We start from the raw sequence: 23,445 nt of genomic DNA, 5'->3' as shown, positions 1-23,445 counted from the left end.
AGTCTTCTCCAGCGATTCAGGCGCCCCGTCGCTGGTCCAGGGTGTTGGCGAAATTGCCCATTACCGTCACAACCTGTTGCGCGCCCCGGTGGATATCCTGGATCACCGCGCCTGCTTCATTCACCAGTGTGACCCCCTGTTCAGCTTTGAGGGTGCTCGACTGCATGCTGGTGACCGCTTGCCTGGCGAGTTCGCGGTTCTTGCCGACCACCTCGGTGATGGCGACGGTGGCCTGGCTCGTACGTCGGGCCAAGTTGCGCACCTCATCGGCCACGACCGCGAAGCCGCGCCCCTGCTCTCCAGCGCGAGCAGCTTCGATGGCAGCATTAAGGGCCAGCAGGTTGGTCTGTTCAGCGATGCCCCGGATGGCATCGACGATACTGCCGATTTCCTCGGACTGTGCGCTCAGGGCCTCTATGCCCGTCGCCACAGCCTGGAGTTCATCAGCGATGCTTTGCACGACGGTCACGGTCTTTTGCACGACGGCGGTGCCAAGCCGGGTATGCTCATCGGTCTGCTGGGACGTCTCGAAGGCCAACTGCGCCGCCTTCGATTCGCTCTGGCGTTGTTCGATCTCAGCGGTGCAATCGGTGGCGAACTTGACCACCCCATATACATGGCCCTGGGCATCATAGAGCGGGTTGTAGGTGGCCTGCAGCCAGACGGTCGCGCCGCGCTTGTCGACCCGCTGGAACAATCCTGCCCTGTACTCGCCCCGGTTCAGTCCGGCCCAGAAGCCGCGATAGGCTTCGCTCTGCGCTTCGCCGGGCGTGCAGAAGATACGGTGATGCTGGCCGCGCACTTCTTCCAGGCCATAGCCCATCACCCTCAGGAAGTTCGCGTTGGCATTTACCACGTGCCCTTTCAGGTCAAATTCGATGACCGCCATCGAACGGTCAATCGCCTGCGTGAAGCTGGACTCGGCCTGGGAACGAAGCACCTCATCGGTCACATCGCGAACAACGCAAAGGATGCGCTGTACGCCCGCGCCCGCCTGGCGCACCGGAACATGGTCCGCTTCCACCCAGGCCCCTTGTCCGTCGCGGGCCAGCAGCAAAAACCGGTCGCTGGCACTTTCACCCTGCAGCAAGCGCCGCCACAACGTCGCGTACTGTGGACTGTGGGCGTACGCCGGGGCGCAAAATGTCTGGTGATGCTTGCCCAGAATCTCGTCGAGCGAGTATCCAACCATTCGTAGGAACAGGGGACTGGCGCTCAGCACTTCACCTGTCGCCGCGAGCTCAAGCACGGCCATGGAGGCATGCAAGGCATCGCGCTGCGCCTCAAGATAAGCCTCCCTGGCCTGGACTTCATGCAAGGCCTGCTGATGCTTGCGTGTACGAATGAACATGGGCCCCACTCCGGAACGTTGGATGCGTGGATCGAGCCGCCTGAAGACTCAGGGGGCCTTTCGCTGGAGAGATGCCATTAAGCCATGATCTCAAAAATAATTGTACAGCTTTTTATTTATGTACAAGTTTTATATGACCAGCGGCGTACCACCGGCCGCCCGTTTTTTTCATTTCCAGCCAATGCGCCACCGCTTGTCATCTCGCAACTCGCGCCAGTCCAGCAGTTCCGTGCGCCCGCTGAGCACCGCTTGCAACTCGACTTGCAGAGGTACGCCGACCTCGTCGCAGAGCAGCTTGATGACCAGGAAATGCTTCTCTCGATTGACCGGTGCACAGGCAGTCCATTTCGAAAGCGTGAGTTTGCGAGGATTGAATGGGTTCATGGGGGGCATCCAAAAATGTACAAAATAAAAGCAACTGTATAATTTTCGTCTCATTGAAACCACGACTTCAGGACGCTCGACCGAGGCGCAACACGTCAGCCGCGTCTTGATCAGTGGATCTACGGCATAATGCCGCTGGCAACAGACTCATCAGAGGCCGCCACACCCTCACCTCTTTCTGGGAATGCCCGATGCGCCCCACCGAAAACCTCAAGGACTACCAGCGCGTACGCACCCTGGCGATTCGCTCCTTGTTCGAGATCATCGAACAGTCCAGCGAAGGCACGGTGATTGTCGACCGTGACGCCAACATCGTCTGGATGAACGAGCGCTACGCCCGGCGCTTCGGTCTGAACTCGGCGCAGGAGGCCATCGGTCGTGCCTGCGAGAGCGTGATCCCCGGCAGCTTGCTCCGGGAAGTGGTGCGGACCGGGCGACCGATCCTGCTGGACATGCAGGAGATGCCCAAGGAGCCGCTGGTGGTCATGCGCCTGCCGATCCATGACAGCGCCGGCGCGGTTATCGGCGCCATCGGTTTTGCCTTGTTCGGTGAACTGCATAGTCTGTCGCCGATGCTCAAGCGCTACCAGAGCATGCAGGAAGAACTGGCCTCGACCCGTTCGCTGCTGCGGGCGCGGCAAACCAAGTACAACTTCGCCCATTTCATCGGCACCAGCAGCGCCGGCCTGGAGGTCAAGCGCCGCGCCCGGCGTAGCGCCAGCACCGATTCCCCGGTGTTGCTGCTCGGCGAAACCGGCACCGGCAAGGAACTGCTGGCCCAAGCGATCCACAGCGCCTCGCCACGGGCGCACAAAGCATTCGTCAGCATCAACAGCGCGGCGATTCCGGAATCGCTGCTGGAAGCCGAGTTCTTCGGCACGGCCCCCGGAGCGTTCACCGGGGCTGACCGCAAGGGCCGCGCCGGCAAGCTGCAGATCGCCCAGGGCGGCACGTTGTTCCTCGATGAGATCGGTGACATGCCCTTGCCACTGCAAAGCAAACTGCTGCGCGTGCTGCAGGAAAAGGAATATGAACCGGTGGGCTCCAACGAGGTGCTGCAAAGCGATGTCCGCGTGATCGCTGCCACGTCAACGGACCTGGAAGCGGCGATCAAGCGCGGCGAGTTCCGCGCCGACCTGTATTACCGCCTCAATGTACTGCCGATCCAGGTCCCACCCCTGCGCGAGCGCCTGGATGACCTGCCGGCCCTGAGCGAAGCAATCCTCGAAGACCTGCGCAGCCAGCACGAACTGAACCCCGACGCCCTCGACCTGCTGGGGCAGCACGCCTGGCCGGGCAACATCCGCGAGTTGCGCAACGTGCTGGAGCGGGCCGCGTTGCTCAGCGATAACCTGCAACTCACCGCCGTCGACATCCGCGCGGCCATCGGCACGTTCACGCCAGTGACCCGCCCGGCCAGCCCAAGCCTGGAACTGCTGCCCCAGGAAACCTTCAGCCAGGCCCGGGCGCGATTCGACCGGCAATTGATCGAAACCACCCTCGCGCAATGCGGCGGCAAGGTGATCGAGGCGGCTGAGCGGCTCGGGCTGGGGCGCTCGACGCTGTACAAGAAGATGGTGGCGTTGGGGATTGCCGAGTCTCAATAAAGAGAAATTAATTCTCTTTTTGTAGACATACATCTTGGAGCGCTTTGCGCTCATCGCGAGCAGGCTCGCTCCCACAGGATGATTGCATTCCCCTGTGGGAGCGAGCCTGCTCGCGATGAGGCCATCCGAATCAAAAAATCTCCAAAAAGAGACAGCACTCCCCCTATCTCCTCAAGCCAAACAACAAACCTTATATATTTCAACAAGTTACCAACCTGGCACAAAACTCGCTAAAGCTCCTCCCACCGCTTCACCACAAAAATAACAATCCAGGAGACACACCATGAGTGTGATCATTGCCTTGGCAGCCCTCGCGCTGCTGATGGTTGCCGCCTACCGTGGCTACAGCGTCATCCTCTTTGCCCCCATCGCCGCCCTCGGCGCCGTCCTGCTCACCGACCCCTCCGCCGTCGCCCCTGCCTTCACCGGGGTGTTCATGGAGAAAATGGTCGGGTTCATCAAACTGTATTTCCCGGTGTTCCTGCTCGGCGCGGTGTTCGGCAAGCTGATCGAGTTGTCGGGCTTCTCCCGCTCCATCGTGGCCGCGGCGATTCGCCTGCTGGGCACGCGCCAGGCGATGCTGGTGATCGTGCTGGTCTGCGCCCTGCTGACCTATGGCGGCGTGTCGCTGTTCGTCGTGGTGTTCGCGGTGTACCCGTTCGCCGCCGAGATGTTCCGCCAGAGCAATATTCCCAAGCGCCTGATCCCGGCCACCATCGCTCTCGGCGCGTTCTCTTTCACCATGGACGCCCTGCCCGGCACGCCGCAGATCCAGAACATCATCCCCAGCACCTTCTTCAACACCACCGCCTGGGCCGCGCCGTGGCTGGGTGTGATCGGCACGCTGTTCGTGTTCAGCATCGGCATGCTGTTCCTGCAACGCCAACGCAACAAGGCCCAGCGCGTGGGCGAAGGCTACGGCACCGAACTGCGCAACGAGCCGGAAACGGCCGAAGACATCAAGCTGCCCAACCCGTGGATCGCCGTTTCGCCACTGCTGGCGGTCGGCATCATGAACCTGCTGTTCACCCAGTGGATCCCCCAGTGGTACGGCAAGACCCACAGCCTGGCGCTGCCGGGCATGGCGGCACCGGTGACGAGCGACGTCGCCAAGCTCACCGCGATCTGGGCGGTGCAGGCCGCGCTGCTGGTGGGCATCATCATGGTCCTGCTGTTCGGCTTCCGGGCCATTCGCAGCAAGCTGGCCGAAGGCAGTAAAAGTGCGGTGGGCGGTGCGCTGCTCGCGGCGATGAATACCGCCTCGGAATACGGCTTCGGCGCGGTCATCGCCTCGCTGCCGGGCTTCCTGGTGTTGGCCGACTGGCTCAAGAGCATCCCCAATCCACTGGTCAACGAAGCCGTGACCGTGACGCTGCTGGCGGGCATCACCGGTTCCGCGTCGGGCGGCATGAGCATCGCCCTGGCGGCGATGTCCGAAACCTTCATCAACGCCGCCCACGCCGCCAATATTCCCCTGGAAGTGCTGCACCGGGTAGCGGCCATGGCCAGCGGCGGCATGGACACCCTGCCTCACAACGGCGCGGTGATCACCCTGCTGGCGGTCACCGGGCTCACCCACCGTGAAGCCTACAAAGACATTTTCTGCATTACGCTGATCAAGACCCTCGCGGTTTTCGTGGTGATCGGTGTGTTTTACGCCACTGGCATTGTATGAGGTTCTTATGACGACAACTCTTTCCGGCAAAACCGCCCTGGTCACCGGTTCTACCAGCGGCATCGGCCTGGGCATTGCCCTGAGCCTGGCCAAGGCCGGCGCCGACTTGATCCTCAACGGCTTTGGCGATGCATCGGCGGTGATCGCCGAAGTGCAGCAGTTCGGTGGCAAGGTGGGCCATCACCCGGCCGATGTCAGTGATCCGGCCCAGATCGCCGATATGCTCGCTTACGCCGAGCGCGAGTTCGGCGGCGTCGACATTCTGGTGAACAACGCCGGCATCCAGCATGTGGCCGCTGTCGAGGATTTCCCGGTGGAGCGCTGGGACTCGATCATCGCCATCAACCTGTCCTCGGTGTTCCATGCCACCCGCCTGAGCCTGCCAGGCATGCGCAGCAAGGGCTGGGGGCGGATCGTCAATATCGCCTCGGTACACGGCCAGGTCGGCTCGGTGGGCAAGGCCGCCTATGTCGCGGCCAAGCACGGGGTGATCGGCCTGACCAAAGTGGTCGGCCTGGAAACCGCCACCAGCAACGTCACCTGCAACGCCATCTGCCCCGGCTGGGTGCTGACCCCGCTGGTGCAGAAGCAGATCGACGACCGCATCGCCAGCGGCGTCGACCCGCAACAGGCCCAGCATGACCTGCTGGCCGAGAAACAGCCGTCCCTGGATTTCGTCACCCCGCCGCAACTGGGGGAACTGGTGCTGTTCCTCTGCAGCGAAGCCGGTAGCCAGGTGCGTGGCGCGGCATGGAATATCGATGGTGGGTGGTTGGCCCAGTAACCTGTGTGAACCCTATGGGAGCAAGGCTTGCCCGCGATGAGGTCGATGCGGTTCACCTTGGAATCGAGATACCTTCATCGCGGGCAAGCCTTGCTCCCACAGGAAGTTGATCCCGGAAGCTCCGGCTCGCTCTATAGTTTGCGTGTACATAAAGAATAAGAGATACGCCATGTCCGACACCCTCTGGCAACCCAGCCCTGAACGCATCGCGCGGTCGCGCATGAACGCCTTTCGCCGGTTCGTCAACGAACGGCATAACCTGCAACTCAGTGGCTATCCCGCCCTTCACGCCTGGAGCATCGACCAGCGCGAAGCCTTCTGGCAGGCCATCGTCGACTTCTTCGAGATTCGCTTTCACCAGGCGCCCAGCGAGGTACTGGTGGAAGGTGCGCAAATGCCCAGCGCTCGCTGGTTCCCCGGGGCGACCCTGAACTTTGCCGAGCATTTGTTGCGCCGTCGCGATACAGCGACGGCAGTGGTGGCCATCGACGAAAATGGCGGCCAGGAACACCTGACCTGGGCCGAACTCGCCGCCCACGTCGCCGGCCTGCAGAAAAGCCTGCAAGCGGCCGGTGTGACCCAAGGCGACCGCGTCGCCGCGTGCATGCCCAACACCTGGCAGACCCTGGTGGGCATGCTTGCCACCACCAGCCTGGGAGCGATCTGGTCCTGTTCGTCGCCGGATTTCGGCACCCAGGGAGTGATCGACCGCTTCGGCCAGATCGAACCCAAGGTGCTCATCACCTGCGCCGGTTACCGCTACGCCGGCAAGGTCATCGACCAACGGCCCAAGGTCAACGAGATCCTCGAACGACTGCCGTCGCTGCAGCAACTCATCGTGCTGCCCTATGCCCAGCCGGATGCCTGCGCCGAAGACTTCACGACCCCGGCCAGCGTCGCACTGTGGGACGGGTTCTACCAAGCCGGTGGCGAGCCGCAATTCGTCGCCGTGCCGTTCGATCATCCGCTGTACATCCTGTACTCCAGCGGCACCACCGGCGTACCGAAGTGCATCGTCCATGGCACCGGTGGCGTACTGCTGCAACACGTCAAGGAACATGGTCTGCACGTCGACCTCGGCCCCGAGGATCGGCTGTTCTACTACACCACTTGCGGCTGGATGATGTGGAACTGGCTGGTGTCCGCCCTCGCCGTCGGCAGCGCGGTGGTGCTCTACGACGGTTCACCGTTCCACCCCGGCCCCGAGCGCTTGCTGGACCTGATCGACCAACAGCGCATCAGCGTGTTCGGCACCAGCCCCAAGTTCCTGGCCGCCCTGGAGAGCCAGGGTTTGAAGCCTCGGCAGACCCACGACCTGGGCAGCCTCAGGACCTTGCTGTCCACCGGCTCGGCGCTGGCGCCCCACAGCTACGACTACGTCTACCGCGACTTCAAGCCCGACGTCTGCCTCGCCTCGATGTCCGGTGGCACCGACATCGTGTCCTGCTTCGTCAACGGCAACCCGCTGTCGGCAGTGCGGCGCGGCGAAATGCAGGGCAAGAGCCTGGGCATGGCGGTAGAGGTCTGGAACGAGGCCGGGCAGGCCGTCATCGGCGAGAAAGGTGAACTGGTGTGCACTCGGCATTTCCCGGCGATGCCCATTGGCCTGTGGAACGACCCCCAGCAGGAAAAACTGCGCGCCTCCTACTTCAGCCAGTTTCCCGGCGTATGGGCCCAAGGCGATTACGCCGAGGAGCTGCCCCATGGCGGTTTCCTGATCCATGGCCGCTCTGACGCGGTGCTCAACCCCGGTGGCGTGCGCATCGGCACGGCGGAAATCTATCGGCAGGTGGAAAAGGTCGAACAGGTGCTGGACAGTGTCGCCATCGGCCAGCAATGGCAGGGTGATGTGCGGGTGGTGCTGTTCGTGCGCCTGCAAGAGGGCGTAGTCCTCGATGACACCCTGGAGCAGCGGATTCGCCAGGTCATCCGGGCCAACACCACGCCGCGTCATGTACCGGCGAAGATCCTGGCGGTCAGCGACATTCCGCGGACCATCAGTGGCAAGGTGGTGGAGCTGGCGGTACGCAATGTGGTGCACGGCGAAGCGGTGAAAAATACCGACGCCCTGGCCAACCCGGAGGCGCTGGAGCAGTTTCGGGATCGGCCGGAGCTGGCCACCTAGGCACTACACAAAACCGCTTTCTGTGGCGAGGGGATTTAGCGAAACGTCGCACCGCCCCGCTGGGCTGCGTAGCAGCCCTAAATCCAGACACCTCGGTACATCAGATAGATTGTGTTGATTGCATTGGGGCTGCTCCGCAGCCCGGCGGGGATAAATCCCCTCGCCACAGGGCCGAGCGCCCGACTGGATCAATCCATCAACCCCCACTCCCCCGCCGCCGGATCGGCCGCAGACGCGGCGCCCGATTCGGCATGCAGTTTCAACCGCAAGCGCAGGTTGTTCGCCGAATCGGCGTTCTTCAGCGCTTCTTCCTCATCGAGCACCCCTTCGACCACGAGGCTGAACAGGGCCTGGTCAAAGGTCTGCATGCCCAGTTCTTCCGACTTTTCCATGATGCCCTTGAGTTCGCCCAGCTCGTTGCGCCGGATCAGGTCGGCCACTGTGGGCGAGCCGAGCATGACCTCCACCGCGGCCCGGCGCTGGCCGGTACGGGTGCGCACCAGGCGCTGGGAAACGAATGCCAGGAGGTTGTTGCCCAGGTCGCTCAACAACTGCGGCCGGCGTTCTTCCGGGAAGAAGTTGATCACCCGGTCCAAGGCCTGATTGGCGTTGTGGGCATGCAAGGTGGAAATCACCAGATGCCCGGTATCGGCAAAGGCCAGGGCGTGTTCCATGGTTTCACGGTCGCGAATCTCGCCGATCAGCACCACATCCGGTGCCTGGCGCAAGGTGTTCTTGAGGGCGGCATGGAAACTGCGGGTGTCGACACCGACCTCGCGCTGGTTGATGATCGACTTCTTGTGCCGGTGGATATACTCCACCGGGTCCTCGATGGTGATGATGTGGCCGCTGCTGTTGCGATTGCGATAATCGATCAACGCCGCCAGGGAGGTGGACTTGCCTGACCCCGTCGCGCCGACGAACAGCATCAATCCCTGCTTATGCATGATGGTGTCCAGCAGCACCTTGGGCAGCTTCAGGTCCTCGAAGCGCGGAATGTCCAGCTTGACGTTACGAATCACCATGGACACGTCGTTGCGCTGCTTGAAGATATTGACCCGGAATCGCCCGACACCGGACAGGGAAATGGCCAGGTTCATTTCCAATTCCCGATCGAACTCAAGGCGCTGTTCGGCGTCCATCAGAGACTCGGCGAGCCCGGCGATATCACCGACCTTGAACGCCTGGTTGCCCAGGGGCTTGAGCACACCCTCGAATTTTGCACAGGGCGGTGCCCCGGTGGACAGGTAAAGATCGGAGCCTTCCTGGCTGGCCAGGATGCGTAACAAGGGATCGATTTCCATGGACTGAAACTTCCGCGAGACTTCAATGAAACAAGCTGACCCGAACACGTACCTCTGCAGACCAACCCGCGCTTACCTCCTTCAGAGGATAGTCGACGTGACACGACACCCAGGGATTCCGTGATGAACGCAACACCCGCCAGCAGCGGCACACAGCGCCTGATCGAGCGACTGGACTGGAGCTCCAGCCAGCTGGGCCCTGCCGAAACCTGGCCCCAGAGCCTGCGCACCGCCGTGGACATCGTGCTGCACTCGCCGATGCCGATGGCCTTGCTGTGGGGGCCGCAACTGATCCATTTCTACAACGATGCCTTCTCCCGACTGGCCGGCGACAAGCATCCCCAGGCGTTTGGCCAGCCGACCCACCTGGCGTGGCCTGAACTCAAAAGCACGAATGCAGCGATTTATCACAACGTGTTTCAAGGCCGCACCCACACCAGCCGCGACCAGCAGTGGCGCCTGCCTTTCGCCGGCCGCCTCTGCGATCTCTGGCTGGATTTGACCTACAGCCCCGTGCGTGACGAAAGTGGCGCCGTGGCCGGCATCCTGGTCACGGCCATCGAGACCAGCGAGCGGCGGCGCCTGGCCCTGGAGTTCGAACGTCGTTCCGAGGCCAGCCTCAAGGCCCAGCATGAAAGCGAGGAGCGCCTGCAACTGGCCCTGGCGGCCGCCGATACGCTGGGCACCTGGGACTGGGACATCAGCGAAGACCGCTTCATCGCCGATGCACATTTCGCCCTGTTGCACGGTGTCGATCCGAAGCTGTCCCGGCAGTTGCCCATCAGCGCCTACCTCGAAGGGGTGCACCCCGAGGACCGGGCGATGGTCGCTCGCAGCATCAAGCATTGCATCACCCACGGCACCGAATATGCCGAGGAGTACCGCCTGCTGCAGCCCGACGGCGAACTGCGCTGGGTGTTCGTGCGCGGTCGCTGCTACAAGGATCGCCACGGTCGGCCCAAGCGCTTTCTCGGCGCGGCCCTGGACCTGACCGAGCGCAAGCGCACCGAACAGGCCCTGCGCCAGAGCCAGACCGAGCTGCAATTGATCATCAACGCCATGCCGATCCTCATCAGCTACGTGGACCGAGAAGAACGTTTCCGTCTGAACAACAGCGCCTATCTGGACTGGTTCGGCCTGACCCCGCAGGAACTCTATGGCAAGACCATTCGCGAAGTGATCGGCGAGGAAGGCTATGCAGCTCGCGCCGAACAGATTGCCGCGGCCCTGGCTGGCAAACCGTGCAGCTTCGCCGTCCAGTCGGACCACCGCGATGGCCGGCCGCGGCATGCGCTGACCAACTACCTGCCCCGCCATGGCGCGGACGGCGCCGTGAACGGTTTTTATATCTTTGTGATCGACGAAACCGAGCGCAAGAAAACCGAGGAAGCCCTGCGCAACCTCAACGAAACCTTGGAAGAACGGGTGATCGCCCGAACCCAGCAACTGGCCGAAGCCAACCACCGCTTGCAAAACGAGATGTTCGAACGCGAGCGCGCCGAGGAAGCGCTGCGCCATGCTCAGAAGATGGAAGCCGTGGGCCAGCTCACCGGAGGCATCGCCCATGACTTCAACAACATGCTCACCGGCATTCTCGGCAGCCTGGACCTGATGCAGCGCTACATCGCCAACGGCCGCGTCGACGAGATCGGACGCTTTACCGAAGCGGCGGTGTCATCGGCCAATCGCGCCGCGGCCCTGACTCATCGACTGTTGGCCTTTTCCCGGCGCCAGTCCCTGGACCGCAAACCGTTGGACGCCAACAGCCTGGTCCTGTCCCTGGAAGACCTGCTGAGTCGCACCACCGGTGATCACATCGCGCTGCGGCTGCAACTGGCCGACGAGCTGTGGCCCGTCAGCACCGATGCCAGCCAGCTGGAAAACGCCCTGCTCAACCTGGTGATCAACGCGCGGGACGCCATGCCCGACGGCGGCGAACTGACCGTCGAGACCGCCAATATCTACCTCGACGGCAGCGATATCAGCACCCTGGAACCGGTCAAGGCCGGGGATTACGTGATGATTGCCGTCAGCGACAATGGCAGCGGCATGACCCCGTCCGTGCTGGCAAAGGCCTTCGACCCGTTCTTCACCACCAAGCCCATCGGCCAGGGCACCGGCCTGGGCTTGTCGATGATCTACGGGTTTGCCCAACAGTCGGGTGGACTGCTGCACCTGGACAGCGTACCGGGCCAGGGCACACGGGTGCAGTTGTACCTGCCGCGGCTGCGGGTGGCCCCCGTCGAACAACCGACACAGGCCGCGACCGTAGAGGCTCCGGCCGCGATCGAAGGAGAAACCGTCTTGCTGGTGGAAGACGAGCCGGCGGTGCGGATGCTGGTGCTCGATCTGTTGCAGACGCTGGGGTACACCGCCCTTGAAGCCGAAGACGCCAAGACCGCCCTCCCGCTGCTGGAGTCAGACCAGCGCATCGACCTGCTGGTCACCGACGTCGGCCTGCCCGGCATGAATGGCCGGCAACTGGCGGAAATCGCCCGCCAGCATCGGCCCGATCTGAAGGTGCTGTTCATGACCGGTTATGCGCAGAAAGCCGCCGAACGCCAGGGCTTCCTGGAACAGGGCATGGACATGGTCGCCAAGCCTTTCACCCTCGACCTGCTGGCGAGCAAGATTCGGACGATGATCAACCATGTGTCCTGAGTTGAGGCATAATCGCCCCCTTTTGTTCAGGTCACCGCTGCGATGAAAGCCCAAGCTCGCCATATCCTGGTGAAAACCGCCGAAGAAGCCGAACAGCTCAAGCAACGCATTGCCAAGGGCGAAGCGTTCGATGTGCTGGCAAAGAAATACTCCACCTGCCCCTCCGGCAAACGCGGCGGCGACCTGGGTGAAGTGCGGCCGGGGCAGATGGTCGGCGTGATCGATGCGGTGATCTTCAAGAAGCCCCTGCGGGTGGTGCATGGGCCGATCAAGAGCAAATTCGGGTATCACCTGGTGCAGGTGTTTTATCGGGATTGATGTCGAGCCCAACGCAGATCACATGTGGGAGCGAGCCTGCTCGCGAAGCGGTGGATCAGTTCATATTGATGGCGACTGACACACTGCCATCGCGAGCAGGCTCGCTCCCACATAAGAGCTTGTTTCGGGTTCATGACCGGGGAATCAACGCCCCCGGCACCTGGATCACCCGACTCGCCAACAGATGCCCGGCCTCGGCGGCCTCCACCGGATTCCCGCCCATCAAACGGCGCGCCAGGTACGCGGCGCTGAACGAATCCCCCGCCGCCGTGGTGTCCACCACCCGTTCAACCCGCTGGCCCGGCACTTCATACGACTGGCCATCGCACCGGATCAGACAAGCCTCGGCACCGCGCTTGAGCACCACTTCCGGGGTGCCAAGCTGTTCGTAGGCGGCGAACACCGCTTCGCTGTCGGCATGACCGAACAACGCCTGCTCGTCGTCCACGGTCAGCAGGGCCAGTTCCACATAAGGCAATACACTGCGATAGGCTGCGCGGGCGGCATCGACCGAGGCCCAGAGTCTTGGCCGATAGTTATTGTCGAACACCACCTGGGCGCCTCGTCGACGCGCCTCGATCAGGGTTTCGATAAGCTTGCCGCGCCCCTGCTCACCCAGCACCGCCAGGGTGATGCCACTGAAATACAGCACATCGTAATCCGGCAACGCCGCCAGGATCGGCGCGGCGGCCGGCGTGGTGAAGCAATCACGCACCGCCGCTTCGTTGCGCCAGTACAAGAACCGGCGCTCACCGGCCGCATCGGTCTGGATGCAATACAATCCGGGCAAGCGGCCGGGCAAGCGCTGGACCCGTTCCAGACCGATGTTCTCCTCGGCCCAGCTCTGGCACATGGCATCACTGAAACTGTCATCGCCCAGGGCCGTGACGTAATCCACCGCCGCCCTGTCGCCCAAGGCGCGAGACAGGTAGACCGCCGTATTCAGGGTGTCGCCGCCGAAGCTCTGCTGCAGGCTACCGTCGGCGCGTTGTTGCAGTTCGATCATGCACTCGCCGATCAGGGCGATGCGGGGTTTCGGGTTGCTCATGGATAATCCTGATGATTCGGTGGTGTCTGGCAGACCGCCATCGCGGGCAAGCCTTGCTCCCACAGGTCTTGCTCCCACAAGCCTGTTGGAGCAAGACCTGTGGGAGCTGGACCTGTTGGAGCTGGACCTGTGGGAGCAAGACCTGTTGGAGCAGGACCTGTGGGAGCAAGGCTTGCCCGCGATAGGCGCAACTCGGTTTCAAGCCTAGAAACAAGTCTCCATGCTTTCGACCACCCGCAACTGCTCATCCACCAGGCATCCCACCCGCCACTTGTCGAAGGTCAGGCACGGATGGGAAGTGCCGAACGCAATGATGTCGCCGATCCGCAATTCAACCCCCGGCGCCACCGTCATGAACGCATGCTGGTCCATCACCGCCGTCACTTTACAGCCACTCACATCGTCGCCGGCTATCACGTCAGATCCGGGCTTGTAGCGCTTGAGCGGCACCGGCAGCCCTGCGTCGTAGGCCACGTCGCGCTTGCCCAGGGCGATGACCGCGAAGCCCGGCTCCGGCAGTGATTGCACATGAGCCCAGACCTCCAGTGCCGGCTGCAGACCTTCGTGCAGGTCGCTGCGCCGTTCCAGTACGCAGCACTGGGCCTCCTTGTAAATGCCATGGTCGTGGGCCACGTAACTGCCGGGACGCAGCACGCTGAGGAAACGCCCGTGGGCGTTGCGGGCCTCGAAGGATTCGGCGATCAAGTCATACCAGGCCGACCCCGAGGCCGTGATGATCGGTTTATCGAGGGCAAACGCGCCGCTGTCCTGCAACTGCACCGCCAACCCCACCAGGGATGCCGCGAATGCACGGATGCCGCTGACGGCGTGGTCACCATGGATCACCCCTTCGTAGCCTTCGATGCCGGTCAGGGCCAGCGCCGGTTGCGCCCGGATCGCCTCCGCCAGGGCCAACACTTCGGCCTCGCTCCGGCAACCGCAACGGCCACCGACTACGCCGTACTCGATCATCACATTCAGCCGCGCACCCCGGGATGCGAAGTACTCGCCCAGGTCGGCAACGTTGTCCGGATGATCGACCATGCAGTGGAAGTCGAACGTCGGGTCGGCCAGCAGATCGGCGATCAGCGCCATGTTCGGCGTGCCCACCAACTGGTTGGCCATCAGCACCCGCCGCACACCGTGGGCGTACGCGGCACGGGTTTGCACGGCAGTGGCCAGAGTCAGGCCCCAGGCGCCCGCATCGAGCTGCCGGCGGAACAGCGCCGGGGTCATGCTGGTCTTGCCATGGGGCGCCAGCTCGGCACCGCTGTTGCTGACGAACTGTTGCATCCAGCGAATGTTGTGTTCCAACGCGTCGCGATGCAGCACCAGCGCCGGCAGGCTGACGTCGCGCAACAGGTAGGCACCGACGGTGGCGGCGCCCTTCTCTACGGCTGCGTCCTGAATGGCAGAAGACATGGTCGAACTCCTCTCGCGGTCGTGGGTGACCGCTATTGTCTATTCATTGATGCGCCGGGCCAGGTTGTTGGCGCTGTCGATCAGCACCCGGCGGTAGTCGGCGTAATTGTTCTTGGCGTCGGCCCGGGGGGCGACGATGCACAGGGTCGCAATGGCCACGCCATCGGGGTCTTTGACCGGTGCGGCGAAGCAGTGGGTGAAGGTGTCGGCGACGCTGTCGAAGGAGAAGAATCCGTCGAGGCCGGCCTGGCGGATCTCCTTGAGAAACTGCTCCACCGGCAGACGCTCGCCGTCCGGCAGGATGAAGTCGTCGGGGTCGATCAGGTCGACGATCTGCTGGTCGCTCAGATGCGCCAGCAGCAGGCGGCCGGAGGCGGTCCAGGGAATGGGCGCGTTTTCACCGATGTCCGATGAAATGCGGAAATGCCGCTCGCCCTCCTTCATCAGCGCCACCGTGTACTTGCGTCCGTTGAGCAGGCACATCTGCGCGGTTTCCCGGGTCTGGCTGACGATCTCCTGCAAGGCATGATCGGCCTCGCGGCTCAAATCGAAATGCCGCAAGTGCGCCTGCCCGAGAAAATACAACTGGCGGCCCAGGTAGACGTGGCCATCCTTGCCCACCGGCTCGAGGATGCGCCGCTCCAGCAGCGACGCCACCAGCTCGTAGACCGTGGACTTGGGGCTGCCGATGCCGCTGGCTATGTCGTTCGGGCGTAGCGGCTGGCCGATCTCCTTGAGGAAATCGAGGATATCGAACGCCCGATCCAATCCCCGGGCCCGGCGTTTGATGGTGTCTTCGGTCATGTCTTGGGTTCCCATTCAGTTGGCCGCGAGTGTAACCAGACAGCGGTGGCGTCTGGTAGATCGCTATCGCGGGCAAGCCTTGCTCCCACAGGCACAGCTTGATCTTGTGGGAGCAAGGTTTGCCCGCGATGGCCTCACTTTTTCTTGTAGGCCACGCAATCGATCTCGACCTTGCAATCCACCATCATGCTCGCCTGCACACAGGCCCGAGCCGGCGCATGTTCGGGGCTGAAGTATTCGCCGAACACCTTGTTGAAACTCCAGAAGTCCCGTGGGTCATCCAGCCACACACCACAGCGCACCACATCCTTGAGTTCGTAACCGGCCTCTTCGAGGATGGCGATCACGTTCTTCATGGTCTGATGAGTCTGCTCGACGATCCCACCGGCGATGATCTCGCCGTTTACCGCAGGCACCTGTCCGGACACGTGCAGCCAGCCATCGGCCTCGACGGCGCGGGCAAAGGGTCGTGGCTGACCGCCACCCGCGGTGCTGCCGGTACCGTAGCGCTTGATGCTCATGGGTGGATCTCCTTGTTCAATGGATTAAAAACGAGTGTTCTTGAGAAATTCCGCCAGACGCGGTGACTGCGGCCGCTCGAACAGTTCCTTCGGCGGGCCTTGCTCTTCGATTCGGCCCTGGTTCATGAAGACGATCTTGTCGGAGACCTCGAAGGCAAAACGCATTTCGTGGGTCACCAGCAGCATGGTCATGCCGTCCTCTGCCAGGCCCTTGATCACGTTCAGTACTTCGCCCACCAGCTCCGGGTCGAGGGCCGAGGTGACTTCGTCGAACAGCATCAGACTGGGGTTCATGGCGATCGCCCGGGCAATCGCCACCCGCTGCTGCTGACCACCGGATAACTGACCGGGAAAGTGGTTGCGGCGTTCCAGCAGGCCGACCCGCTCCAGCCACTTCTCGGCCAGGGCCACCGCTTCGTCCTTGGGCAGTTTTTTCACCTTGAGCAGGCCCAGGGTGACGTTCTGCAACGCGCTCAGATGGGGAAACAGGTTGAATTGCTGAAACGCCATGCCGGTCATCGCGCGGTGCCGGGCGATGACTTTTTCGGGATGGCGCACACGCTTGCCGTCGACTTCGTCATAGCCGATGGACTCACCGTCGAGCATGATCCGCCCGCCCTGGAATTCTTCCAGCATGTTCACGCAGCGCAGCAGTGTGGTCTTGCCCGAACCGCTGGAGCCGATCAGCGTGACGACGTTGCCGCGCTGCATGCTCAGGTCGACGCCCTTGAGCACTTCCAGCGGGCCGTATTGTTTGCGCAGGCCGCGAATGTCGAGCAGCGGCTGGGCGTTGGAGGGGGTCGAAACGTCAGTCATGGCAAGGCCACCCGCTTTTCAATGTGCCGCCCGAGTAATTCGATGGCGTAATTGATGATGAAAAAGAGAAACCCGGCGAACAGGTAGAACTCCAGGGTCATGAAGGTCCGGGCGATGATCTGCTGGGTGCTGAGCAGCAGCTCGGCGACGCCGATCACCGACAGCAGGGTCGAGGCCTTGACGATCTCGGTGGAGGAATTGACCCAGGTCGGCAGGATCTGTCGCAATGCCTGGGGCAGCAGCACATAACCCAGGGCCTGGGAGAACGTCAGGCCGATGGCCTGGCTGGCTTCCATCTGCCCACGGGGCAACGCTTGCAAGGCACCGCGCACGATCTCGGCCACGTGGGAACCACAGAACAGCGTCAGGCCCAGGACACCGGCCTGGAACGCGCCTATCTGCCAGCCCAGCGCCGGGGCCATGTAGAAGCAGGCCAGCACCAGCACGAATACCGGCGTGCCGCGAATCAGGTCGACATAGAAGCGAAACGGCGCGCGCATCCAGGTGCGGCCGTAGGTCAGCACCAGCCCGGCAACCAGGCCAATCAAGGTGCCTAGCAAAATCGCCAGCACCGAACATTGCACGCTGGTCAGGAACCCGGCCCACAGCGTATCCCGGGCAACCCATAGCTCATGCAACCAACTGGGGGATTCGTACATGGGACGCTCCTAACGGCGGATCGCCAGGCGCTGCTCGAAATACCGCAGCAGCATGGCAATGAGATAACAGGCCGCGACATACAGGGCCGTGGTCACCAGCCAGGTTTCGATCACCCGGTAGCTCTCCACGTTGATCTTGCGGGCGTAATAGGTCAGCTCCGGCACGGCAATTGCCGCCGCCAGGGAGGTGTCCTTGAACAGCGAAATGAAGTTGTTCGACAAGGCCGGCAACACGTTACGCAGCATCACCGGCACGGTGACATAGGCTTTTACTTGCCACTCGCCCAGGCCAATCGCCAGGCCCGCTTCCCGCTGGCCCTTGTGGATGCTCATCAACCCACCGCGGAACACTTCGGTCAGGTAGGCCCCGGCGTACAACGACAGGGTAATGACGAACGACGGCAGTTTGTCCAGGCGAATGCCAAGGCTCGGCAAGGCGAAGTAGATCAACAGGATCAGCACCAGGATCGGCGTATTGCGGATCACCGTGACATACACCGACGCCAGCACGCGCAGGACACGGTGCTTGCTGAGCAGCGCGAATGCCATGGCCAGGCCGATCACGCAACCGATGGCGATCGACACCAGCGCCAGGGCAAGCCCCAGGCCAAGCCCCGCCAGCAAGGTGTCGAAATCGCGCCAGACGGCGGCAAAGTTCAACTGATAGTTCATGGTCGGCAGTACCTTCGACGGGGCGCCCACACAGGGCGCCCCGGGCTCACGGGGTCATTTGAACTCAACGGGGAAACCGATGGCCGGCGACGGCAGGTCGACGCCAAACCACTGCTTGAACGACGCGGCATAGGTGGGGAATTCGACGCCGGTCATGGCTTCATGCAAGGTGGTGTTGACGAAGTTCAGCCAATCCTGGTCGCCGCGCTTGACCGCGCAGGCATAGGTTTGCGGACTCCAGGCATACGCCGGGCTGCGATAGCGGCCAGGGTTCTGCACCATCAGGTACTTGACCGAGGACTGATCGGTGGCTGCCGCGTCGGCACGACCGGAGTTCACCGCCTGGTACATCAGGTCGACGCTGTCGTACTGGTCGACCTTGGCCTTGGGCAGCGCCTGGTGCACCAACTCTTCGGCGTAGACGTTCTGCAACACCGCGACGGTGACGCCGTCTCCAGCGGCCTTGAGGTCGTCGATTTCCTTGTACTTGCTGTTGGCCGGCAGCAACAGGCCCACGCCTTCGCGGTAGTACGGCAAGGTAAAGGCCACTTGCTGGGCACGGCTGGCGGTCACGGTGATGAACTGGCAGCTCATGTCCACCTTGTCGGTCAGCAGGTTGGGAATCCGCGCATCGGAAGACTGCACCACGAACTCGACTTTCGTCGGATCGTTGAACAGCCCCTTGGCGACCATCCGTGCGATGTCGATATCAAACCCTTGCAACTTGCCATCCGCTCCCTGGAAGTGCCACGGCGCGTTGGTGCTGCCCGTGCCCACGATCAATTTCCCCCGTTGCAGCACGCTGTCCAGCTTGCTGTCGGCCGCCTGAGCGACACCCATGGCAGCCGTCGTGGCCGCGAAGAGAAAAACACACGCTTTAAACAAGGAAGGTCGGCGATGCATGGCAAGCACTCCAGGATGGGTTTATTCCGCTATACCGGAACATAGTATGTAACAACGGAATAGACAGCAGAAAGTGTGCCACAGGCTTGAGACCCATGGGCGAGGAAAATGGAAAGTGAATGGAATCAGGGAGATGGAGAAATCGGCCGCGCGTGGACGACTTGGGACGTGAACCCGAGACTGCTACCGTTGGCTACGACGCACGGGTAGCAAGGCCCCAAACCGGTGCCGCATGCCCTCTGTGGGAGCGAGCCTGCTCGCGATAGCGGTGGGTCAGCTTGAGTTGATGGTGGATGTCATGCCGCCTTCGCGAGCAGGCTCGCTCCCACAGGGGGTTATTTGCGCTTCTAGCTTTTGCTGCCTCCAGGCGTGAGGCAATACACCCCACCTCGGGGGCCAACGCAGTAATTGCCGCTACCGCATTGGCAGCCATCGGCCTGTTTGAGCAACGATTGCGGCCGGGCCTCGTTGCGAAGTCCCAGCACAGCGGAGCAGGATTTTTTCGACGCGCTGATTGAGCCGTCGTTGCACAGGAACGTATCACCGTCACATCCAGCGATCCCGCCCTTGCGTCCGGAACACGGTGTATTGGCAGCAACAGTGGACCCACAGAAAATCAACAACAGAGCGGCGACACTGGCGCGAAGCAGACCGGGCATTCCGTAGCAAGGGTTCATGGCAGCTTCCAGGCTGATAGATGGCCCTATGCTAGCACCTCATACTTCCTGCACCTAGCGCCCGCAAAACCTCACCCTCGACAACATCCGCAGATCCCCGTCGCGGTAATAGTCATCGCTCCAGCTGTCATCCACCGCCAGCGGCTTGACCTGTTTGAGCGCGAGCTTCCTGGCGAAATAACGAAAGCGGTAATGCTCGTAGAAACGCAGCAGCTCCAACCCGTAGCGGTCGGCCAGGTCGGTGTCACCCTGGATGATCAGGTAGTTCTCATCGTTATCGCCGCTGGCGGCGTCACTGAGGTTATGGCTGCCACTGATGATGGTCGGCGTATCGCTGGTAAAGTCGGTAACGATGGCTTTGGTGTGCACCAGCAGGTTGCCTTTCTGGCCTTTCATGTTTTCCTTGAGCCAGCCTTCCAGCCCGGTATTGAGCAGCGCGGTGGCGGCGAATTCGGCGGTGCGGTCGGCATGGAACCCGGTGATGCGGCTGGTGGTGTTTTGCAGGCCGTAGCGCAGGACGTCGTCGTTGGGCTGGCCGAGCAAAGCGTCGAGGATCCGGTCGGGCAGGACGAAGGCGGTGACGAACAACAGGTCCTTGCGAGCGGCCTTGATGATGTCGACGAAGCGGTCCAGGTCGCCCTCTCCGGTCCGTGGCGAGAAGCCGACGAACAGCGGTTCGTCCGGGTTCATGGGGTTGTTGCGGTTCAGCCATTGGCGAGTGGCATCGACGTCCTGTGGCGCGGCCCAAATCTGCTCGAACACCTGGCGGTAGCTGTCACTTACCCGTAGGTCGTCCAGCACGTGAACGACGTTGGCCTGACGGTAGACGCCGTTGGCGGTGAAGTTGGTGCTGCCACATAGCACAGCCTCGGGATGCAATGAACCGTCGCCATCAACCTTGCTCAGTACGATGAACTTGTCGTGGAAAATATTCTTGGTCACCCGCCCACGCTTGTTGGCCACCGGTAATTTTTCCAGGCTGGCCTCGTTGCGCAGCGTGGTGTCGTCGCCCGGCTCGGCATGGTACAGCACCCGTACCTGCGCGCCGCGGGTGAAAGCGGCATTCACCGCATCGACGATCACCGGCAGTTCGTACTCGTAGATGGCGACATCCAGGGCCCAGGTGGCATCCAATGCCCGGTCGATGAAGCCGGTCAGGCGTCCCAGCAGGCCGTTCTCCAGCCAGCGCCGCGGCGCATCGGGCCAATCGTCGATGGACAGGTTCCGGTTGGCACTGATCAACGCATCCAGCTCGGGAAACTTGCGCTGGAACGCCTGGCTGGCGGCCACGGCACGATTGAAGATCACTCGCTGGTTGGCCGGTTGGCCGTTATCGCTGGTGACCGTGACCTCCAGGGACTCTCCCAATTGCGGCGCATCGGGACTGCCGTAGGCCAGATGCACCCGGTAGCGGATGGTCACACCGGGATTGACGGCGTAATCGGCCCAGCGAAATTTCTGCAGAGGCGCCTTGTCGCTGGGGGTGGCGTGGAACTGGGGGAAGGTGTGAGCCTTGTCGGGGAACGTCAGGCTGTTGAACAGGACCAGCCAGGGTTTGTCGCCCTGCTGCTTCTCGATGGCAAACCCCAGCAGGCCCTTGCGCCGCGGTTCGGCCAGGTCCATGGCGAGCAGCACGCCATTGGTGCCGGCATAGGCCTTGACCCGGAAGTCGTCCTGGGGGTTGGTGACGAGTATGCGCATGGTTCACTCCTGTGAAGTTGCCTCAGCATAGATCAGGGATTCGACTGGGGTAGATTGGGGACCGAGGTGATGCTATCGCGAGCAGGCTCGCTCCCACAGGGAGTTGTGGCGTAGATCAATCATGGATTCACAGCACATCCATGTGGGAGCGAGCCTGCTCGCGATGGGGCCCATCCAACCAACGGATATCAGTCAGATACCCCATCATCAATATGCCGATACTCCGCCCCCAACTGCTCCGCCAACTGCCGGGCCCGACCCAGGCGGATCGGGCCTCGCTCGATGTCGACCAACAGGCAGGGGCAGTCGAGCGACGGCAGCGGCAAGCCCTCCTTCACTCGCCCATCCGTCATCAGCAACACCCTCTGCTGCTCCGCCGGGTAGCGTTTGCGCCGGGCGACCAACCAATGACCGGCCTCCTGCAGCGCCGCCAGCAACGGCGTACCGCCACCGGCGCCCAGCCCGTCGAGCCAGTCGCGCAACCCGACCGAGGCCTTGAGTCCCTGCACTTGCCAGTTCGGGACACTGCCGCTGGCCGTCAGCAGCGCCAACCGGGCACGTTGCCGGTAGGCGTCGTCGAACAGCTGCGCCAGCAGGCCCTTGCCATCGCTCAAGGCCCGATGACGACGGGTCGAGGCCGACGCATCGACGATCACCAGCCAGAGCTCATGGGGCGAGCGATGACGTGCCTGCCAACGCAGGTCCTCACGCAAACGCGGACGACCGTTCAACAAGGTGCCCGGCCAATTCACCACGCCGCTGGCCGCCGCCTTGCTACGGCCTTGACGCCCCTGCTGCAACAGCCCGGCACGGGGTCTGGCATTCGCCCCCGCGGCCGAACGGGGGCGAATGCCTAGGGCTTTTTTGGCCAGCTCGGCACGTCACGCCGGGCGCCGGTCGGTAGCGCCTGGGCCGGCAGATCGCCCCACTGGCCCTGGCCTTCGCTCGGCTCGGCGGCTCGGTCGCCAGCCGAGGGCGCCTGGGACGGTGAAGGTGCCGGGGCTGAGTGCCCACGCCGACGGTGGCGCAAGGCAAACTCGGCGACCGCATCGATGTCTTCGGCGGCGATAACCGGCGCCCCGCGCCAGGCCGCATGGGCCCGTGCGGCCCGCAACCAGACCAGGTCCGCGCGCAAGCCATCGACGCCGGCGGCAAAGCAGCGCTCGGTGATCTGCGCCAAGGCCTGATCGTCCAGGGGAATCTGTGACAAGCACTCGCGAGCGTTCTGGCAACGCTCGCGCAGTTGGCCCTGGGCCGATGCCCATTGCGCGCAAAACGCCACGGGATCACTGTCGAAATCCAGCCGTCGCCGAATGATCTGTCCACGCTCGGCCGGTGCGGTGTGACCGTCGAGGGCCACGTTCAGGCCAAACCGGTCGAGCAGTTGCGGGCGCAACTCGCCTTCTTCCGGGTTCATGGTGCCGATCAGCACGAACCGCGCCGAATGCCGATGGGAGATGCCGTCGCGCTCGATCAGGTTGGTACCACTGGCGGCGACGTCCAGCAGCAAGTCCACCAGGTGATCGGGCAACAGGTTCACTTCATCGACGTACAACACGCCTCCGTCGGCCTTGGCCAGCACACCGAGAGAGAACTGCGCACGCCCTTGCCCCAGGGCGGCGTCCAGATCGAGGGTGCCCACCAGGCGCTCCTCGGTGGTGCCCAGGGGCAAGGTGACGAACTGCCCGCTGGCCAGCAGGTCCGCCAGGCCCCTGGCCAGGGTCGACTTGGCCATGCCCCGGGGGCCTTCGATCAACACGCCGCCGATTTTCGGATCGATGGCGGCCAGGCACAGCGCCAGTTTCAGGTCATCGGCGCCGACCACGGCGGAGAGCGGGAAATGGGGGGTGTCGGTCATCGTGAGTTCTCGGGAGTGGTCGGTAAGTTCAGTGTGAACACAGCTCTGTGCCAAGAGGATTTATCCCCGCACTGTGGGAGCAAAGCTTGCTCGCGAAAAGACGCCTCGATTTCTGAAGGACCGCACCGCCTGTATCGCGGGCAAGCCTTGCTCCT

The 23,445-nt window shown here is 62.8% G+C and carries 21 protein-coding genes; 6 read left to right on the top strand and 15 right to left on the bottom strand.

Going from position 1 to position 23,445, the window contains the following annotated elements:
• Positions 1 to 16 precede the first annotated feature (16 nt).
• Entirely contained in the window at positions 17 to 1,351 is a 1,335-nt protein-coding gene (locus FGE05_RS04790) for a PAS domain-containing methyl-accepting chemotaxis protein (protein ID WP_139641992.1), read from the bottom strand.
• A 168-nt stretch (positions 1,352 to 1,519) separates the two neighbouring features.
• Complete coding sequence (locus tag FGE05_RS04785) at positions 1,520 to 1,735, bottom strand: TIGR02450 family Trp-rich protein (RefSeq protein ID WP_139641990.1); 216 nt, start codon at positions 1,733 to 1,735, stop codon at positions 1,520 to 1,522.
• Positions 1,736 to 1,926: 191 nt separating this feature from the next.
• Here FGE05_RS04785 and FGE05_RS04780 point away from each other — a divergent pair, with 191 nt between their 5' ends.
• From FGE05_RS04780 to FGE05_RS04765, 4 genes are all read left to right on the top strand, one after another.
• Positions 1,927 to 3,342 carry a sigma-54-dependent Fis family transcriptional regulator gene (locus FGE05_RS04780; RefSeq protein WP_139641987.1) on the top strand — a complete coding sequence of 472 codons (1,416 nt, stop codon included), beginning with the start codon at positions 1,927 to 1,929 and terminating at the stop codon, positions 3,340 to 3,342.
• Positions 3,343 to 3,625: 283 nt separating this feature from the next.
• Positions 3,626 to 5,017 (top strand): GntP family permease, encoded by a 1,392-nt coding sequence (locus FGE05_RS04775; protein WP_139641985.1) that lies wholly within the window; start codon positions 3,626 to 3,628, stop codon positions 5,015 to 5,017.
• A gap of 7 nt (positions 5,018 to 5,024) precedes the next feature.
• Positions 5,025 to 5,801, top strand: a complete 777-nt coding sequence (locus tag FGE05_RS04770; protein ID WP_139641984.1) for a 3-hydroxybutyrate dehydrogenase — start codon at positions 5,025 to 5,027, stop codon at positions 5,799 to 5,801.
• Positions 5,802 to 5,970: 169 nt separating this feature from the next.
• The gene (locus FGE05_RS04765) at positions 5,971 to 7,926 is read left to right on the top strand and encodes an acetoacetate--CoA ligase (RefSeq protein WP_139641982.1); all 1,956 of its coding nucleotides are present in this window, start codon (positions 5,971 to 5,973) and stop codon (positions 7,924 to 7,926) included.
• Positions 7,927 to 8,114: 188 nt separating this feature from the next.
• On the opposite strand, the gene FGE05_RS04760 is transcribed toward FGE05_RS04765, so the two are convergent.
• Positions 8,115 to 9,230 carry a PilT/PilU family type 4a pilus ATPase gene (locus tag FGE05_RS04760; RefSeq protein ID WP_139641981.1) on the bottom strand — a complete coding sequence of 372 codons (1,116 nt, stop codon included), beginning with the start codon at positions 9,228 to 9,230 and terminating at the stop codon, positions 8,115 to 8,117.
• A gap of 123 nt (positions 9,231 to 9,353) precedes the next feature.
• On the opposite strand from FGE05_RS04760, the gene FGE05_RS04755 reads away from it, so the two are divergent.
• Both FGE05_RS04755 and FGE05_RS04750 read left to right on the top strand, forming a co-directional pair.
• On the top strand, positions 9,354 to 11,891 hold the full coding sequence (locus FGE05_RS04755) for a PAS domain-containing protein (protein ID WP_139641979.1): 2,538 nt from the start codon (positions 9,354 to 9,356) through the stop codon (positions 11,889 to 11,891).
• A gap of 42 nt (positions 11,892 to 11,933) precedes the next feature.
• A complete protein-coding gene (locus FGE05_RS04750) occupies positions 11,934 to 12,209 on the top strand; it encodes a peptidylprolyl isomerase (protein WP_003182808.1) in 276 nt (91 codons plus the stop codon).
• A gap of 130 nt (positions 12,210 to 12,339) precedes the next feature.
• Here FGE05_RS04750 and FGE05_RS04745 read toward each other — a convergent pair whose 3' ends face one another.
• The 12 genes from FGE05_RS04745 to FGE05_RS04680 all read right to left on the bottom strand — a co-directional run bounded on the left by FGE05_RS04745 (position 12,340) and on the right by FGE05_RS04680 (position 23,290).
• Positions 12,340 to 13,257: a sugar kinase gene (locus FGE05_RS04745; RefSeq protein WP_139641977.1), complete on the bottom strand. Its 918-nt coding sequence runs from the start codon at positions 13,255 to 13,257 to the stop codon at positions 12,340 to 12,342.
• Positions 13,258 to 13,461: 204 nt separating this feature from the next.
• Positions 13,462 to 14,679 (bottom strand): amino acid deaminase, encoded by a 1,218-nt coding sequence (locus FGE05_RS04735; RefSeq protein WP_139641974.1) that lies wholly within the window; start codon positions 14,677 to 14,679, stop codon positions 13,462 to 13,464.
• 39 nt (positions 14,680 to 14,718) lie between these two features.
• Positions 14,719 to 15,483: an IclR family transcriptional regulator gene (locus tag FGE05_RS04730; RefSeq protein ID WP_139641972.1), complete on the bottom strand. Its 765-nt coding sequence runs from the start codon at positions 15,481 to 15,483 to the stop codon at positions 14,719 to 14,721.
• A gap of 134 nt (positions 15,484 to 15,617) precedes the next feature.
• Positions 15,618 to 16,004 carry a RidA family protein gene (locus FGE05_RS04725; RefSeq protein ID WP_024781238.1) on the bottom strand — a complete coding sequence of 129 codons (387 nt, stop codon included), beginning with the start codon at positions 16,002 to 16,004 and terminating at the stop codon, positions 15,618 to 15,620.
• 24 nt (positions 16,005 to 16,028) lie between these two features.
• On the bottom strand, positions 16,029 to 16,820 hold the full coding sequence (locus tag FGE05_RS04720; protein WP_047703615.1) for an amino acid ABC transporter ATP-binding protein: 792 nt from the start codon (positions 16,818 to 16,820) through the stop codon (positions 16,029 to 16,031).
• Positions 16,817 to 17,479 carry an amino acid ABC transporter permease gene (locus tag FGE05_RS04715; RefSeq protein WP_139641970.1) on the bottom strand — a complete coding sequence of 221 codons (663 nt, stop codon included), beginning with the start codon at positions 17,477 to 17,479 and terminating at the stop codon, positions 16,817 to 16,819. Before FGE05_RS04715 ends, FGE05_RS04720 begins: the two co-directional genes overlap by 4 nt.
• 9 nt (positions 17,480 to 17,488) lie before the next feature.
• On the bottom strand, positions 17,489 to 18,151 hold the full coding sequence (locus FGE05_RS04710; protein WP_053191591.1) for an amino acid ABC transporter permease: 663 nt from the start codon (positions 18,149 to 18,151) through the stop codon (positions 17,489 to 17,491).
• Between the two features lie 54 nt (positions 18,152 to 18,205).
• Complete coding sequence (locus FGE05_RS04705) at positions 18,206 to 19,054, bottom strand: transporter substrate-binding domain-containing protein (RefSeq protein WP_024781241.1); 849 nt, start codon at positions 19,052 to 19,054, stop codon at positions 18,206 to 18,208.
• Positions 19,055 to 19,401: 347 nt separating this feature from the next.
• Positions 19,402 to 19,731, bottom strand: coding sequence for a hypothetical protein (locus tag FGE05_RS30030; RefSeq protein WP_139641966.1), 330 nt, complete (start codon positions 19,729 to 19,731; stop codon positions 19,402 to 19,404).
• A 54-nt stretch (positions 19,732 to 19,785) separates the two neighbouring features.
• Positions 19,786 to 21,432: a phospholipase D-like domain-containing protein gene (locus FGE05_RS04690; RefSeq protein WP_139641964.1), complete on the bottom strand. Its 1,647-nt coding sequence runs from the start codon at positions 21,430 to 21,432 to the stop codon at positions 19,786 to 19,788.
• A gap of 188 nt (positions 21,433 to 21,620) precedes the next feature.
• On the bottom strand, positions 21,621 to 22,232 hold the full coding sequence (locus FGE05_RS04685) for a VWA domain-containing protein (RefSeq protein WP_176562976.1): 612 nt from the start codon (positions 22,230 to 22,232) through the stop codon (positions 21,621 to 21,623).
• 53 nt (positions 22,233 to 22,285) lie between these two features.
• A complete protein-coding gene (locus FGE05_RS04680; protein WP_139641962.1) occupies positions 22,286 to 23,290 on the bottom strand; it encodes an ATP-binding protein in 1,005 nt (334 codons plus the stop codon).
• Between the last annotated feature and the right edge of the window lie 155 nt (positions 23,291 to 23,445).

The sequence above is a fragment of the Pseudomonas sp. ICMP22404 genome (genome assembly GCF_006227205.1).
Classification (GTDB): Bacteria; Pseudomonadota; Gammaproteobacteria; order Pseudomonadales; family Pseudomonadaceae; genus Aquipseudomonas.
Note: the sequence above shows the minus strand (reverse complement) of the source record. Positions and strands in the feature narration are given on the sequence as shown.

Excerpts from the sequence above, each read along its gene's own strand:
- FGE05_RS04710 (WP_053191591.1), bottom strand. The coding sequence starts at position 18,151 with ATGAACTATCAGTTGAACTTTGCCGCCGTCTGGCGCGATTTCGACACC.
- FGE05_RS04765 (WP_139641982.1), top strand. The coding sequence starts at position 5,971 with ATGTCCGACACCCTCTGGCAACCCAGCCCTGAACGCATCGCGCGGTCG.
- FGE05_RS04680 (WP_139641962.1), bottom strand. The coding sequence starts at position 23,290 with ATGACCGACACCCCCCATTTCCCGCTCTCCGCCGTGGTCGGCGCCGAT.
- FGE05_RS04790 (WP_139641992.1), bottom strand. The coding sequence starts at position 1,351 with ATGTTCATTCGTACACGCAAGCATCAGCAGGCCTTGCATGAAGTCCAG.
- FGE05_RS04720 (WP_047703615.1), bottom strand. The coding sequence starts at position 16,820 with ATGACTGACGTTTCGACCCCCTCCAACGCCCAGCCGCTGCTCGACATT.
- FGE05_RS04725 (WP_024781238.1), bottom strand. The coding sequence starts at position 16,004 with ATGAGCATCAAGCGCTACGGTACCGGCAGCACCGCGGGTGGCGGTCAG.
- FGE05_RS04735 (WP_139641974.1), bottom strand. The coding sequence starts at position 14,679 with ATGTCTTCTGCCATTCAGGACGCAGCCGTAGAGAAGGGCGCCGCCACC.
- FGE05_RS04780 (WP_139641987.1), top strand. The coding sequence starts at position 1,927 with ATGCGCCCCACCGAAAACCTCAAGGACTACCAGCGCGTACGCACCCTG.
- FGE05_RS04745 (WP_139641977.1), bottom strand. The coding sequence starts at position 13,257 with ATGAGCAACCCGAAACCCCGCATCGCCCTGATCGGCGAGTGCATGATC.
- FGE05_RS04770 (WP_139641984.1), top strand. The coding sequence starts at position 5,025 with ATGACGACAACTCTTTCCGGCAAAACCGCCCTGGTCACCGGTTCTACC.
- FGE05_RS04715 (WP_139641970.1), bottom strand. The coding sequence starts at position 17,479 with ATGTACGAATCCCCCAGTTGGTTGCATGAGCTATGGGTTGCCCGGGAT.
- FGE05_RS30030 (WP_139641966.1), bottom strand. The coding sequence starts at position 19,731 with ATGAACCCTTGCTACGGAATGCCCGGTCTGCTTCGCGCCAGTGTCGCC.
- FGE05_RS04690 (WP_139641964.1), bottom strand. The coding sequence starts at position 21,432 with ATGCGCATACTCGTCACCAACCCCCAGGACGACTTCCGGGTCAAGGCC.
- FGE05_RS04755 (WP_139641979.1), top strand. The coding sequence starts at position 9,354 with ATGAACGCAACACCCGCCAGCAGCGGCACACAGCGCCTGATCGAGCGA.
- FGE05_RS04785 (WP_139641990.1), bottom strand. The coding sequence starts at position 1,735 with ATGAACCCATTCAATCCTCGCAAACTCACGCTTTCGAAATGGACTGCC.
- FGE05_RS04775 (WP_139641985.1), top strand. The coding sequence starts at position 3,626 with ATGAGTGTGATCATTGCCTTGGCAGCCCTCGCGCTGCTGATGGTTGCC.
- FGE05_RS04705 (WP_024781241.1), bottom strand. The coding sequence starts at position 19,054 with ATGCATCGCCGACCTTCCTTGTTTAAAGCGTGTGTTTTTCTCTTCGCG.
- FGE05_RS04730 (WP_139641972.1), bottom strand. The coding sequence starts at position 15,483 with ATGACCGAAGACACCATCAAACGCCGGGCCCGGGGATTGGATCGGGCG.
- FGE05_RS04760 (WP_139641981.1), bottom strand. The coding sequence starts at position 9,230 with ATGGAAATCGATCCCTTGTTACGCATCCTGGCCAGCCAGGAAGGCTCC.
- FGE05_RS04750 (WP_003182808.1), top strand. The coding sequence starts at position 11,934 with ATGAAAGCCCAAGCTCGCCATATCCTGGTGAAAACCGCCGAAGAAGCC.